A 12,971-nucleotide genomic window follows, 5' to 3' on the forward strand; every position below is an offset into this window, starting at 1 on the left:
AAATGGGCCTTCGCCATCAGGATCGCCCGACAAAGTCCGGACGCGACCAGGAGGCCGAGGCGAGAGCGCATATCTGATCCTCGGCGTCGACTCGAACATCGGAGGTCAGATTCCCTCCGTGCGGCACTCCGCTTGGCTGGGTACAAACTGGCGACTTGCAATTCCGCCGCTACAACATTATTGTTGCGAGCATGATTCCAGCACTTGTCACATTGCCGAGTTCTCCATGGCTGGTCTTGCCTCCAGGGATACACCAGGCAAGCCTTGATGACGTTGCGACAGCCTTCGCTACCAATGCCTGGCGACAGGAACTCTTCGATGGACTTGTTGATGCCTCTGGCCGCCTCCGGGCGGCTGGATGCCAGACAGTTTATCTCGATGGGAGCTATGTATCGGGCAAGCAAAAGCCCGGTGATTTCGATGCGTGCTGGGACCCATCCGGCGTCGATCCGGGTAGGCTTGATCCCTTGTTTCTGCAATTTGCGAACGGTAGGGCGGCTCAGAAGGCAGCGTTTAAGGGCGAGTTCTTCCCTTCTTCGATGATGTGCGCGGATGTCGGGCAGACGTTCTTGGATTTCTTTCAATTGGATCGTTTCACAGGAGAACAAAAAGGCATCATCTCTATTCCCCTTTCGGCAGATCCGCTTCTTTCGAGAATGGTGCAGCCATGATCTACAGCGATAAGCAATGCGGAGTATCAAGCGCGCAACTAGCCAAGCTGCGGGACGCGCTCGCTACCGCAAGAGACCGCGCGTCGCATCAGCCCTGGCTCAAGCAGGCGGAAATCGAGGCGCTCAAGAGCCAGATCGCTGATATCGAAGCGGAAATCGCCGAATACTCTCTCCTAAAATCTGGGCAGGTCTCTTTTTCGAAAACCTACGCGCTCGAGGATCTGCCGCGCGTACTGGTGCAAGCCCGGATTGCTTTCGGCATGAGCCAGACGGACCTTGCCGAAAAGCTGAACATGAAACCGCAGCAGGTGCAGCGTTACGAGGCGACCAACTACATGGGCGCGAGCCTCGCGCGACTGATTGAGGTGTCGCACGCCCTTGGCGTAAGAACGTCAGGAACTTTCGAGGGACCTAAGCAGGCTGGCGGATCAGTGTTCGCATGGGGAGATGCCGACGATATCGTTTGGGGGCAACTCCCCTACAAGGAGATGATCAAGCGCAAGTGGTTCACCGTGCCACGCGGCGGGAATCCGATCGACAAGGTCAAGGAGTATTTCCTACAAGCGGCTGGACCGCAATTGGCGACAGCCTTTCATCGCAAGAAGATGCGAAGCGGGAATGTGCCGAACGAATATGCGCTGCTCGCGTGGCAGGCCCGAGTTCTAGAGCGGGCGCGGAACAAAATTGAGGAAGGCGCGCTCGGCGCGTTCACGTTGGACGATCAATGGCTGCCGGACCTAGTGCGCCTAACGAAGCGAAAGGACGGGCCAAAGCGCGCCCGCGATCTGCTTGCCGCGAAAGGGATCGTGCTGATTGTAGAGCGACATCTGCCGGGCTCTTATCTCGACGGTGCTGCCATGCTTGCCATTGGTGAAATACCGGTCGTCGGCCTAACCCTGAGGTATGACCGGCTTGACAATTTCTGGTTCGTGTTGATGCACGAGCTAGGGCATGTATTTCGGCATTTGTTCGATGGACTACGCTTCGACTTTTTCGACGAAGAAAGCGCGAGCGATTCGGACACAATCGAGACGGAAGCAGACAAGTTCGCGCTCGATACGCTGATACCGGGAGACCTGTGGGATCAGTGCCTTTCCCGTTTTGCACTGTCCGAAGAGGCAGTCAAGATCGACGCGGAAACGATCGGAATCGATCCCAGCATCATCGCCGGACGCATCAGGAAGGAGTGCGCAAACTATACGATCCTGAGCGATCTGGTCGGCCAGGGTCACGTGCGCTCGCAGCTTGAGGAGACGGGCGATGATCTTGACTAAAAACATGTATATTCCGGCCCTGCGGTGGCGGCAAGCCGAGTATCAGGCGCTTCTCCGCCTTGCTTCTGCGGTTAAGGATCGCGTTGTCCCCTTCATCACCATTCCAGAAGTGGAGTTTGATTTCCAGACGCGGCAGCCGAAGAAGTCCGTCCATGAGCACGTCCATCCGTTTGCCACGCGCTTCAAAGCCAAGTGGAACCAGCGTCCCGCGTGGGTCGGCGTTCATCCGGGCATCGTCAATGAGCCTATGGGTGATGGGCGGGATATACACGCCTACGTATTCCATGGCCTGCGCGCATTCCAGGCGAAAGCGATTCCGGTGATTCCTCTAGACACGGCCCCTCGCATTGTTGCCTCTGTCAGGGCTATCGTTGCGACCGATGGTCACGGCGTAGCGGTTGAAATCCGCCTTGAAGACCTGATGAAGTCCGATGCCGGTACCCGCATCAGTGGATTGGCGGGATCGATCGGTGTAGCGCTCAACGAAGTTGACTTGGTGATCAATTTTGGTGCGCCGAACTTCGAGCCGTATGCTGCCTTCGCGGGTCTCCTGATTGCAGCCATGCGACGGCTCGGCGACCTCCATGCCTTCCGGAATTTCGTGGTGATCGGAACGGCCATTCCGGAGTCTTTCAAGGATGTTGCCAAGGGTGCTGACCAACTCCCGCGCCATGACTGGCTCTTTTACCGTATACTTCTCGACCGGATGCCCGTCGGCATGCGGCAGCCGAATTACGGAGACTTCACGATCGTCCATCCGGAATTCAAGGCGGCGCTGGATATGCGCATGATCAACCCAGCGGGGAAGCTTGTGTACACGAACCCTTGCGCATGGGAAGTGCGTAAGGGCGGGGCATTTCAACAAAATCGCGCCCAGATGCATGATCACTGCGCGTCAATCGTGGCGTCGGGTAAGTTCAACGGCGCCAGCTACTCGAACGGTGACGATTACATCGCCAAATGTGCGATTTACGAGAAAGGACCGAGCAATCTGGGGCACTGGAAGGAGGTGGCAATCAACCACCACATCACGCATGTACTGGACGATCTCGCCACGATTGCCGCTGCGCCATAAATGTTCGGATCGCGGCCGTGATCTCGCGAATAGTCATGGCTTTACAAAGCATTTCGTACAGATGTTTTCTGGGCTGTCGGAGTTCCCGCGGCGCATATCCGATCTGAATCAACAGGTCGATGACTTCATCACGCCAGAGAAGGTGCGCCATCATCACCGGATCAACCTCGTGATTGGTGACAGCATTGCGTAACACGCTGAAGCTAATGCCGCCGCGTGGCCCCTGCTCGGCCGCAATGATGCCACACCATTCTGGGGCGCGAGTCATAATCCCTGAGACGTGTTTCGGCGCGGCTACGATGGTGAGCTTCTGCAGCGTTTGCCGACAGATATCGATCTGCGAGTTGAGCCGATTAAGCGTGTCCTTGGCGCTCTTAATCTCGTATCCGTGAATGCAACCGTTTATCACGGCTATGTCGATACGACACTTGGCGTGCGCAAGGCCCAGTTCGTCGATCACCAGTGTGTCTGGATGGGCCTTCACGCGGCGCAAGCGCTGGGCGTGAAGTGCGAGACGGATATCAATATCAGTGGTTTCAGTCTTGGCCATGGCGGTCACATGTACCTGCACCACATCCTCCGAAATGACAGGCAGAGCCAAGTGTCAATTTTGGTTTAGGCAGCAGTTTATTCAATTCGGGTTCTTGCCAGCCCCACGTAAGCGGTATCCGCGCCGTCCTGGCCCGCCCCTTCCGGTCACTGTAACAGGGCGATCTTCCGGACTAGGGCTGGCAGCCAGCGCCAGGGATGGTCGCCTGGGCTCGCGATGGGATCTCTAAGAGGAAATCCGGTTCAGAAATTGCTTATGAAAGACAACCGGTTGACATTTATTGATATGTCACTGAACTCTGAGAATACGACGCTTTTGGCGCTTGATAGATTAAGCGTTGTAAATTTTATGGTTTCTCAGTTTAAGCATATTCCGTTCCGGATATCCTCTAAGCCCGGCGTCGTTTTCGCTTCGCTGAAGATCCACCGCATAGGTGCAATGCCAGCCAAATCCGGCTGTTTGGGAGTTGGACGCCCGTGGCCCACGGCTAGCATGATAACCGCGATCGGTGGTTTAGGTCGAATGTCCGGTATTGGCCGTCAATGTCCGTTCAACGCCGCCCTTCCCTGCGGACGGGCTCGGTACCACGACCATCGGCGGGTGGCACGCCGAGACCGCCAGCCCTGATCGTACCGACCCGGCTGCCGCCGTGGTGCGTCGCCCGCCGGGGTCGGCGATGGCGACGCCGAGGGTGGCCCAGACGCGCCAACCTGGGCAGGACCCGACGACCGACGCGATGACCGGAGCAGGATCGGGCGACGCGGGTCAACCGGCGCCGGCCAGGGTCTGGACCCAGGTGGTGCGCCCGGAAACGTGGCTAAGTCCGGCAGCTTAGTCGCCGCTGGCGACCGGACGGTGCGGGTCGCGAATCCATTCGCTCCAAGATCCGGTGTAGAGTTTCGAGCCCGGCAGGCCCGCGACCTCCATCGCCAACACATTATGGCAAGCGTTGACTCCCGAACCACAAGCATGGACCGCCGCGTGCGGCGGCCGTTCGCCGAGTGCGGGGAGAAAGCGTGCCCGCAATTGGTCTGGCGACAGGAACCGCCCGTCCGCGGTCAGGTTGCCCTGCAACGGGAGATTGACGGCGCCGGGAATATGTCCGGGCACCGGATCGATGGTCTCAGATTCGCCGCGGAACCGGACCGGGGCGCGGGCGTCGATGACCTGGAACCGGTTCTCGGCCAGACCGGCCACCAGCGCGGCGCTGGTCACCCAGGCGGCTTCGTTCGCCTGGGGCTCGAAGCGTCGCGGCTGCGGCAGGTCGGCGGTCAGCTCGCCGCCCATCGCCGACCACGCCTGGAGGCCGCCGTCGAGCAGCGCCACCGCCGGGTGTCCGAGCCAGCGCAACAGCCACCACAGGCGCCCGGCATAGGCGCCGCCGGCATCGTCGTAGACCGCGACTTGCACCGACCGGTCCACCCCCCAGTTGCCGAGTTTGCGCGCCAGCCCCGCGGCGTCCGGCAAGGGGTGGCGCCCAGTAGTGGGTCCGATGGGCGAGGACAGATCCCGGTCCAGATCGGCAAAGCGGGCGCCGGGCAGATGCCCTTCGCGATAGGCGCGCTCGCCCCAGCCAGGGTCGGCGAGGTTGAAACGGCAATCGAATACGACGATATCGGGGACCGAGGCGAGCGTGCGGCCATCGATCAGATGCGGGTAATGGGGCATGGGTTTCTCCGGCGTGCGCTGGGCTTGACGAGACATAGGCTACCGGAGCGTCGCGCGTCTGGCGAATCCGCCCGGGCGCATCGGGTAGCGCGACGAAGCGCAGTTGGCCTTGAGCCATAGCCGCGAGGAACCGTTGAATGCTGAAAGACATGCAGGTCGAGTGCTTTTACTGCGGTGAGGGCTTTGCGACCACGGTGGACTGTTCGGCGGGCAGCCAGCGCTACATTGAGGACTGCCCCGTGTGCTGCCGCCCCATCGAGTTTCAAGCCGACGTGGACTGGGGCGGCAACCTGCTCGCCCTGACGACGCGCCGCGACGACGATTGACGGTCAGCCGATCAATCTGCTGGGGCGCGAGCGCGTTCCCAGCGAGCCCGAGAGCGTGACCGGGCCCGACCCAAACCTGACACTAAACGTTTCATGCTCAGCGACCGTTCTGATCCCAAGAGTGTCTCTCAACCTCGGACTGTCGAGCGGCTGGTCAACGCGCTTTGCGGGCGCGGGCGATGACGCACTAGACAGACCCGTTACGACCCGCAGCTTCCGCCGGATCTCGACCGGAAAGCGACAGCTACGGACCGATCCGGGGACGGGTGAGCCGATATTGGGCCTCACTGTGGCAGGATTCGGCTTTAACACGACTACTAAGTCCGTTTGTGGGCTACCAGTCCTTCGCTATCCCCCTGCTCGTGTGAACACGCTTGGGAGAAGTCTCTCGCTCCGCGGAAGCCGTCGACTGTCGGGGATGGGCCGCGATCCCGTCTTTCGTTTCGAACGTTGCAGACCTCAAGACTCCGCTCGGGCTGCGACGCCGGCCATGGATTCCATTCGGATGTCCTCCTGGGCTACTCGCATGATACGCGGCGCCGATGCATCAACCAGCCGGGTTCGCCTGGATCGAGATCGCCGTGGTTGACCGCCAGGTAAAGCCCCCGCATGCTCGGGCCATGCTCGCCGACGCCTCCAAATCCACCGCCTACCGAGCTGCGGCTATGACTTCGCCTTGCGTTCTTCTCTGGGCCTGCCTGATGGTCGCCGCGAGCGCCGGCGCGACGGACTGGAAGCCCAAGGGGGAATCGGACCGGCAGGACATCACAACGGACCTGTCTTACGCCGAGCGGTCGGCGGTCCGTCCCTCCGACGGTCGGCAAGTCACCGCGCACCTCGCCTTCTTCACCTCGCCGGGATTCCGCTTGAAGGTTGTCGATCTCGGGGCCGGTGCCGAGCCCGTCTATCCGACCCTGGCGGATGCCTTTCGGGCCGAAGGATGCGTGGCGGGGGTCAACGGTGGATTCTTCCACCCGGACCTGCGGCCAGCCGGGTTGGTGATCTCCGCCGGCCGCCGGATCAACCGGTTCGAAACCGCCAAGCTCCTCAGCGGTGTCGTCTACAGCGACAACCAGGGTGTCCACCTCGTGCGGCGGGCTCAGTTCCGGGATCACCCGGACATCGCCGCGTTGCTGCAAAGCGGTCCCTATCTCGTGGATGGCGCGCGGGCGGCGCGGGGTCTGTCCGCGTCCGATTCCAGCCGCCGGACCTTTATCGCCACGGATGCGCACGGGCGCTGGGTCTTGGGTGCCACCTTGAGCCCGCTCACCCTCGCCGACTTCGCACAATGTCTCGCCTCGACCGGGGCCCTGATTCCGTGGCGGGTCGATCGCGCCCTCAACCTCGATGGCGGAAGCTCGGCCGGATTTTTCTTCGACCGGCGGGGCGACAAGGCTCCGGTGACCCTAAGTCCCTGGAAACGCGTCCGCAACCTGCTTGGAATTACCCCGCGCTGACCAGCCGCTGGATGGATGCGGGCGGTCACAAAGGCCCCCAGGGACGAATCGGCCCGCGGCGGCAATGGGAGCAAAGCCGTCGCTTGGCCCGTGACATCGGCATCGAGCCTGGCCGCGTTGCTCAGGCCCCGCTACTCAGTGCCCCGTTGCCGGATTCGTTTGCGCTCCTGCCGAGTTGCACCGGCACCAGACCAGCGTCCGATTGTTGACGGGCATGGGGTGATCGGCGCGCAGCTCCAGACCCGCCCGATCCGCCAACGCCCGCAGATCGTCCAAGTCCCGCACCCCCATCCGCGGGTCACGGGCCTTGAGCGATGCATCGAAGCGGGCATTGCTCTCGCTGGTATGCTGTCCGCCCTTGCTGAACGGGCCATAGAGCGCGAACGGTGCACCAGGCGCCAAAATCTGACCAACGCCGCGGAACAGCCGGCCGACCTCCGACTCTCCCATGATGTAGGCGGTATTGGCGCTGAAGACGCCGTCGAACGGACCCGCAGGCCAATCGCCGATTACGTCCAGGCTCAGTGGCTCCGGCAGGTTGGGCAGCTGCGCCTCGGCCAACCACAACCGGATGCCCGGCAGATTGGCCGGAACATCACTGGTCTGCCAGATCAGGTGAGGCAGCCGGGTGGCGAAGTAGACCGCATGTTGGCCCGTGCCGCTGCCGATCTCCAAGACCCGGCGGGCCTTGGCGAACAGCGGACCGATGACCGCGAGAATGGGGGCTTGGTTCTCCTCGCAGGCCAGCGAGAAGGGTTTGTCGTGGAGCGTGCGTGTTGCCATTGGGAATTATCCTGGCACGGGTTGTCGCAACCCGCGACGGCGGTGGCGATTAGGCAAGCGCAGATCGGGCAGAACCGGGGCAGCCAATCGTGTGGATGCCCTCTCCTGCAATTGCCGCGAGTATACGACCAGTGAGGCAGCTTTCTCTGCGGCGCGTGCGTTCGTCTCAGCAGGTCGGGGGCTCTGCGGCTGGGCGGACCGGGCCACAGCGCGAGCAGCCAGGCGCGGTCAGTGCGCAATCAATCACCGGATGACGTTGCGCTCAGTTCCGGCGGCCGGCACGCAGTCCCGGGTTCTTGGGCATGGAGGTCCTGAATGGCCGCCAGCGCCTCCGCCCCCAGGATCCGCTGGGCAGTCTCGAAGAGTTCGGTCTCCTCAAACCGGATGTGATCGGCGAGCAACTGAGCGAAAGCAGCCAAGGTTTCGGGCCCGCCGGCATCGATCAGGGCGCGCATGGCTTGGTGGTCGGCCAGCGTGCGTTCGACCAGCGTCTGCTCGCCAGCCGCCTGCATCGCCGGCAACAGGCCGCGCTCTTCGAGTTGAAAGTGAGGTTCCAACTCGTCGGCGAACCTTCGCCGTAACTCGCCCCATGCAGCTTCCGGGTTATCGCGCGCTTCCCGCGCCCGGCGTGCGATGACCAATCCGAGGTGATGTTCGCTCGACAGCCGCTTGAGCGCCGCAGACCGCTGCATCAGTCGTGTCGCCGCGGCCAGGGATCCATAAGAGTGGACCCGTCAAAACAACCACGGGACCATCCCTGCATTTCGCTGCTCCTGCTCATGGCGTGCTCACCGCCGGTTGCCTTGGGAACTGCAATCCGCGTCGAGCAACTGGACCAGATCGAGATTCCTGATCGTTTGCACTGCGATCTCCCAGCGCCCCTCGCCGCACAGTCCGCTCACGCCCGCCTGCTCATAGGCGTCCAACGCGGCCTGCAAGCAAGCCGATCGAACAGCTTCCGCAAGATCGAGCCCATTGATCACGGTCTTCATCCTTTCATAGTGGGGACGAATGCCTGAAACGTTGCATTGTCGCACGTCGTGCCGACGCCGAATGGCTCCCAGGGTGCAGCCGGTAGGACGGCCGGCCCCTGCGGGCGATCACAACGACGCAAGGACCGGCGGGTCGGACGGCGCGACTTCAGTGTAGCGCCGTATCAAGGATCGGGTTCGTCCAGACACCCACCTGCGCACTCTGGAAAACAGCCGCGGCGCCAGCGGCAAGGCCCTCGGCGCCCATCCGCCGCCCGCGCTTTCGTCGTCCATGAGGTATACCGGCAGCGTGGGATGGTCGGTACGCAGTCGGGTCAGAACCGGTAACCCGTTGAGCCCGGACATGACCACCGCCACGATGACGGCCGCGGGCGGGGCAACCGCGCACCGGCGCAGAGCCGTCTCCCCGACCCCTTGGTGACCAGCGCCCCGCAGCGCGACAACGCCGGGCGCACCAGGGGCTGCCTGGTGGAGTTGGGAACGACGAGCAGAATGCGTGGCTTCGGGGTCGACATCATTTCAGCTTGAGCGACGTCCCCTTGTTGATGATGAGCTCAATCCCCCGTCCCGCATCGACTTCGAGTACCGGAAAGGTGTTTTCGGCCATCTTCATGTAATAGTCGGCCAACTTGTCCATGGCCCCGCCGACCCCGCCGGCAAAACCGGCCTCGGCCGCCTGGGGAGTGAACATGGATTGGAACTGGACCTGGCCGCCGGTTGCTGCGTTGCTGAACGGCGTCGCCGGAACCTGGGTGAACACCTTCGAAAACGCGGTCAGGAAGCCGGCCTGCAACGCCTTGGCGAGCAGGGCGCCCTGCTTGCTGACCAGTCGGCCGCGGACGCCGACCTTGCCGTCTTCGCCGACCGCGTAGGCGTCGAGCGGGACCTCGATGACACCCCCGTCGGTGCGCACGCAGGTCAAGGTCTCGGCGCGCAGGTAGGCGCGCTCCGACCCCAGATCGCCGAAGCCGCCGACGATCACAAAGCATTCCCTGACGTCCGCACGGAACCGGTTGGGCAGAATCGCATCGTGCTTGATCCGCACCAGGGCCGGGGTCGGCTGCTGCCGGGCGCCCTGCCCCGTGGGGGCGTCCAGTCCGTTGAGGAGCACCCCGCTGAGGATGCTGCCGGCGGGGATGAAGAGTTCGCCGGGGGCCGGGACGGCGGGTCGACCGGCGGGCGGCGTGGGCGGGGGCGTAGCGCTGACCACCCGAATGTCCAGGGCGCGGCCGGCTCCGCTCGCGTGCGCGCCGGGCACCGCGGGGCTCGGCGCGGGGGTGGTCGGCGGGCTGAACAGGTGATTCAGGGGCCGCTCGCCCGACGACGCCGGTGCGGCCGCCGGCACCGGGGGCGGCGCGGGCGCCGGCTCGGCCAGTCGCCCTGGCGGCCGTACGGCGGACGGCGACCCGGTTGGTGGAGTTTGCTTGGTCACCTCCACGTGGCGGCGCAGGCTCTCCAGTTCATTCTTCAACTGCGCCAGCTCGACCCGCTGCGCCTCGACCACCGCGGGATCGACCGGGGGCACGGCCGGCGGGTCCGGGGGTTTCGCCAACGCCTGCTTCACGTCATCGACATGGTGCTCCATGCGCTCCAGCCGGGCGGCGAGCCCTTCGATGCCCAACGAACGGGGATCGGTATCGGTGAGCAGGTTGCGCACCAGGGTTTCCTGGGCGGTCCCCTTGGGCGCGGGGGGTCCGGCACTTTGCACGGCGAGCGCGGCCAGCACGAGCAGCACGGACGCGCCGGCCCCCCAGGCGACCACGCGCTGGACGCCGGGCGACAGGGCGGCCCACTGGGTCTTGAGCGTGATCACCGGGGTGTCTCGCTGGGCGCAGCCGTGACCGCGCCCTCCTGGAGGACGAGGAACAGTTCGGTCGCCTGCCCCGGCGCCAGTGTCTGCAACGGCCAGGCGCCCACCGCCGCGACGCGGCCCTGGTCCAGGTCGCAGGCGGACGCGTTGACCAGGACAGTGCTGGTGCCGGCATTGCGTACGCCGAGGGTCAGCACACTGGCGCCCGCCCCTTGGGTCAGTTGTGCCTTGGTGATCTTGAGCTCTGGCACGCAGTGCGCGTGCGGACCGCGGCCTTTGACCTGGACGCCGGCCGGCAGGCGGCGCTGGGCCATGGCACGCAACAGGTCGGTGATTCCGGCCACGTAGGGGTCGCTGCCGTTGCGCCCTCCTCCCCCGATCGGCGGCAACGCCGCTTGGCCGCTGTCGGGTACCCCGCCGCTCGCGCCCTTGCCGTGATAGCCGGGCACGGTCAGGCGAATCTCGCGCGGCGGGACGTACCGCGGGGCCAGGGTGAGCGACAGCGCCAGGTCGTTGCTCTGGCCGTCGCTGATGTACAGGGACACGGGTTCCTCGGTGGACGTGGCCACGTAGACCACCGGGCCATCGACGCTGGTACTGGCCGCCGAGACGGTCCGCACCACCGGATTCGCGAACGGGGTGACGATGCGGTTGAGATGGTCGATGGCGATCTCGATCAAGGCCGTGGTGCCCGCGGCGAGGGTGACGTTGCGGGGTCCCAGTTCCATCGCCCCGGACCCCGACTGACCCATCCCGACGCGCAGCAAGCCGCCACGCCGCTCGGGGGCACTGCTGGTCCGACGGGCGGCCGCGGCCCCGCCGACCTGACGAATGGGCGGTGCGCCCACCGGAACGCCCTCCCCGGTCCCGGTCGGCTCGGTGCGCGGTCCCGCCGCCGCGGTGCGGACATCCAGCAGGTCGCAGGAGACCCGCGGGATCGCGGTCACGGGATCGGGCTCGGGGGCGGCCTGGGCAGTGCCGAGCGCGAGCGTGATGCACAGGGCGAGCAGGGTCGGTTGGCGGGTCATCGCGGGCTCCCAACGGTTGCGCCGATGCGCGGCTCCCCCGGATAGGAATCCAGGAAGACCACGACCGGCCGATAGTTCTTGAACTCGATCCGCAGCGCATAGGTGCGCGCGGTACTGACCGGCTTGGCCGCCGGTCCGCTGGTGACGTGGGTGCCGGTGATGAAGATCGTGCCGCTCGCCGGATCCCGGCTGACCGCCCGCGGCTCGAAGGCCAGACTGACCTTTTCCCGGCGAATCTCGGCGACCTGGGCGTCCAGGACGCGCAGCACGTCGACCCGCAGCGCGGGTGACAGCAAGGGCTCCAGGGCCTTGATCAGGAACTCGGCGTTGGTGGGGGTGACGTTGCCGAGCAGCTCGGCGACGAACAGCGCCCAGGCGTCCCGGACCTCCTGACTGGCCGAGGCGCGGGCAACCGAGACCGCCCCTTCCAGCACCGGCGGCACCAACACCACGGTGCGATCGGTCTGGTTGATCGTCACCGCCAGCACGCAGTTCACGCCGATCAGCAGCAGGATGATCACGCGGTTGACCCGGTTCTCCAGCGTCAGCCCGGCCCAGGTGGCGAGAAAGCGCTGGAGGTTCATGGCAGCCACCGCCGACAGAACGGATTGGGGGTGGTCCGCCCGCGCAGGGGCAACAGGCCATACCAATAGAGGACGTGCAGCGCGTGCCCGTCGGGACGCCGCTCGCGGTACTTGGAATACAGGCGCACCAGGAGGACTCCCAGGACGATCAGTTTGAACATCGTGCTGGGACTGCCGGTGAAGATCCCGATGATCAGACACAGGACGATGGGCACGAGATCGTCGACGCGCCACAGCAGGATCAGCGGTGGATCGTCGATGTATTTGGGGATTTCGGTGGGGTCAGCCATGGGCGCAGTGTGCTGCGCGGTGGGCGGGGACCGTGAGCGCTGAAGGTGCGGATTTTGGGGGGGAATGCGGGGAACCAGGCTGGCTCCAGACCGAGAACGCCCGGCCTGAGCGCTTGTTTCGGTTCAGGGGGTGCGTCGAGACGCACCCGTGAGACCCTCTGAAGAGCCTCTAGCGGTGTCCGCAACCCCCTGAACTGAAAAGCCGCCCGGCGGTGGAAAACTTTCGTTTACCCCAGCCCGGAACGAACAATCAGTCAGTTGCGCGGGTGGGCTGGGGCGGCGGGCGAAAATTCACCCCAGCGTAGCGGCGGGGGCGTGCAAAAAGGCGGCCGCCAAGGGATCATATCGTTATCGAGACGATCCTTTGCAGGAGGACCCCATGGCGGCCATTGAACCGAGCTTATTTGACTGGCGCGATGTTGACGCGCGCAGCGACCTGGAGCGGTTGTATCTGGTGCGCGAT

14 protein-coding genes are annotated in these 12,971 nt (G+C 64.3%); 5 read left to right on the plus strand and 9 right to left on the minus strand.

Translation table 11 applies throughout. The features are described 5' to 3' along the window. The first annotated feature begins 155 nt into the window (after positions 1-155). Genes A39O_RS37815 through A39O_RS0104900 form a run of 3 tightly spaced genes read left to right on the plus strand, consistent with a single transcriptional unit; the run spans position 156 to position 3,020 of the window. A complete protein-coding gene (locus tag A39O_RS37815; protein WP_245561774.1) occupies positions 156-671 on the plus strand; it encodes a DUF6932 family protein in 516 nt (171 codons plus the stop codon). Continuing rightward, positions 668-1,945, plus strand: a complete 1,278-nt coding sequence (locus tag A39O_RS0104895) for a helix-turn-helix domain-containing protein (RefSeq protein ID WP_020503589.1) — start codon at positions 668-670, stop codon at positions 1,943-1,945. The genes A39O_RS37815 and A39O_RS0104895 overlap by 4 nt, the downstream gene beginning before the upstream one ends. Next, on the plus strand, positions 1,932-3,020 hold the full coding sequence (locus tag A39O_RS0104900) for a beta family protein (protein WP_157639647.1): 1,089 nt from the start codon (positions 1,932-1,934) through the stop codon (positions 3,018-3,020). The genes A39O_RS0104895 and A39O_RS0104900 overlap by 14 nt, the downstream gene beginning before the upstream one ends. On the opposite strand, the gene A39O_RS37820 is transcribed toward A39O_RS0104900, so the two are convergent. Then, entirely contained in the window at positions 2,974-3,570 is a 597-nt protein-coding gene (locus tag A39O_RS37820) for a sce7726 family protein (protein WP_083924523.1), read from the minus strand. The two genes, A39O_RS0104900 and A39O_RS37820, sit on opposite strands and share 47 nt — an antisense overlap. Positions 3,571-4,401: 831 nt before the next feature. Next, positions 4,402-5,238 (minus strand): sulfurtransferase, encoded by an 837-nt coding sequence (locus tag A39O_RS0104915; RefSeq protein ID WP_040527165.1) that lies wholly within the window; start codon positions 5,236-5,238, stop codon positions 4,402-4,404. A 137-nt stretch (positions 5,239-5,375) separates the two neighbouring features. On the opposite strand from A39O_RS0104915, the gene A39O_RS0104920 reads away from it, so the two are divergent. Both A39O_RS0104920 and A39O_RS0104925 read left to right on the plus strand, forming a co-directional pair. Continuing rightward, the gene (locus A39O_RS0104920; RefSeq protein ID WP_020503594.1) at positions 5,376-5,564 is read left to right on the plus strand and encodes a CPXCG motif-containing cysteine-rich protein; all 189 of its coding nucleotides are present in this window, start codon (positions 5,376-5,378) and stop codon (positions 5,562-5,564) included. 665 nt (positions 5,565-6,229) lie between these two features. After that, positions 6,230-7,021, plus strand: coding sequence for a phosphodiester glycosidase family protein (locus A39O_RS0104925; protein WP_040527167.1), 792 nt, complete (start codon positions 6,230-6,232; stop codon positions 7,019-7,021). A gap of 135 nt (positions 7,022-7,156) precedes the next feature. Here the strand turns inward: A39O_RS0104925 and A39O_RS0104930 are convergent, their stop codons facing one another. The 7 genes from A39O_RS0104930 to traL form a co-directional block, all read right to left on the minus strand. Next, complete coding sequence (locus tag A39O_RS0104930) at positions 7,157-7,804, minus strand: DUF938 domain-containing protein (protein WP_020503596.1); 648 nt, start codon at positions 7,802-7,804, stop codon at positions 7,157-7,159. A 239-nt stretch (positions 7,805-8,043) separates the two neighbouring features. Beyond that, on the minus strand, positions 8,044-8,496 hold the full coding sequence (locus A39O_RS32055; RefSeq protein WP_020503597.1) for a hemerythrin domain-containing protein: 453 nt from the start codon (positions 8,494-8,496) through the stop codon (positions 8,044-8,046). A 96-nt stretch (positions 8,497-8,592) separates the two neighbouring features. Continuing rightward, positions 8,593-8,796: a hypothetical protein gene (locus A39O_RS0104940; protein WP_020503598.1), complete on the minus strand. Its 204-nt coding sequence runs from the start codon at positions 8,794-8,796 to the stop codon at positions 8,593-8,595. 514 nt (positions 8,797-9,310) lie between these two features. Next, positions 9,311-10,609 carry a TrbI/VirB10 family protein gene (locus A39O_RS0104945; RefSeq protein ID WP_020503599.1) on the minus strand — a complete coding sequence of 433 codons (1,299 nt, stop codon included), beginning with the start codon at positions 10,607-10,609 and terminating at the stop codon, positions 9,311-9,313. Further along, a complete protein-coding gene (locus tag A39O_RS36225) occupies positions 10,606-11,634 on the minus strand; it encodes a TraK domain-containing protein (RefSeq protein ID WP_020503600.1) in 1,029 nt (342 codons plus the stop codon). Before A39O_RS36225 ends, A39O_RS0104945 begins: the two co-directional genes overlap by 4 nt. Beyond that, positions 11,631-12,218, minus strand: a complete 588-nt coding sequence (locus A39O_RS0104955) for a TraE/TraK family type IV conjugative transfer system protein (protein WP_020503601.1) — start codon at positions 12,216-12,218, stop codon at positions 11,631-11,633. Before A39O_RS0104955 ends, A39O_RS36225 begins: the two co-directional genes overlap by 4 nt. Further along, positions 12,215-12,508, minus strand: a complete 294-nt coding sequence (gene traL / locus A39O_RS0104960) for a type IV conjugative transfer system protein TraL (RefSeq protein ID WP_020503602.1) — start codon at positions 12,506-12,508, stop codon at positions 12,215-12,217. The genes A39O_RS0104955 and traL overlap by 4 nt, the downstream gene beginning before the upstream one ends. Between the last annotated feature and the right edge of the window lie 463 nt (positions 12,509-12,971).

This window comes from Lamprocystis purpurea DSM 4197, from assembly GCF_000379525.1.
Lineage (GTDB): Bacteria > Pseudomonadota > Gammaproteobacteria > Chromatiales > Chromatiaceae > Thiodictyon > Thiodictyon purpureum.

What these genes read in the sequence shown, in the direction of transcription:
- A39O_RS0104895 (WP_020503589.1), top strand. Translation starts at nt 668, where the DNA reads ATGATCTACAGCGATAAGCAATGCGGAGTATCAAGCGCGCAACTAGCC.
- A39O_RS0104900 (WP_157639647.1), top strand. Translation starts at nt 1,932, where the DNA reads ATGATCTTGACTAAAAACATGTATATTCCGGCCCTGCGGTGGCGGCAA.
- A39O_RS37820 (WP_083924523.1), bottom strand. Translation starts at nt 3,570, where the DNA reads ATGGCCAAGACTGAAACCACTGATATTGATATCCGTCTCGCACTTCAC.
- A39O_RS0104915 (WP_040527165.1), bottom strand. Translation starts at nt 5,238, where the DNA reads ATGCCCCATTACCCGCATCTGATCGATGGCCGCACGCTCGCCTCGGTC.
- A39O_RS0104920 (WP_020503594.1), top strand. Translation starts at nt 5,376, where the DNA reads ATGCTGAAAGACATGCAGGTCGAGTGCTTTTACTGCGGTGAGGGCTTT.
- A39O_RS0104925 (WP_040527167.1), top strand. Translation starts at nt 6,230, where the DNA reads ATGACTTCGCCTTGCGTTCTTCTCTGGGCCTGCCTGATGGTCGCCGCG.
- A39O_RS0104930 (WP_020503596.1), bottom strand. Translation starts at nt 7,804, where the DNA reads ATGGCAACACGCACGCTCCACGACAAACCCTTCTCGCTGGCCTGCGAG.
- A39O_RS32055 (WP_020503597.1), bottom strand. Translation starts at nt 8,496, where the DNA reads ATGCAGCGGTCTGCGGCGCTCAAGCGGCTGTCGAGCGAACATCACCTC.
- A39O_RS0104940 (WP_020503598.1), bottom strand. Translation starts at nt 8,796, where the DNA reads ATGAAGACCGTGATCAATGGGCTCGATCTTGCGGAAGCTGTTCGATCG.
- A39O_RS36225 (WP_020503600.1), bottom strand. Translation starts at nt 11,634, where the DNA reads ATGACCCGCCAACCGACCCTGCTCGCCCTGTGCATCACGCTCGCGCTC.
- A39O_RS0104955 (WP_020503601.1), bottom strand. Translation starts at nt 12,218, where the DNA reads ATGAACCTCCAGCGCTTTCTCGCCACCTGGGCCGGGCTGACGCTGGAG.
- traL (WP_020503602.1), bottom strand. Translation starts at nt 12,508, where the DNA reads ATGGCTGACCCCACCGAAATCCCCAAATACATCGACGATCCACCGCTG.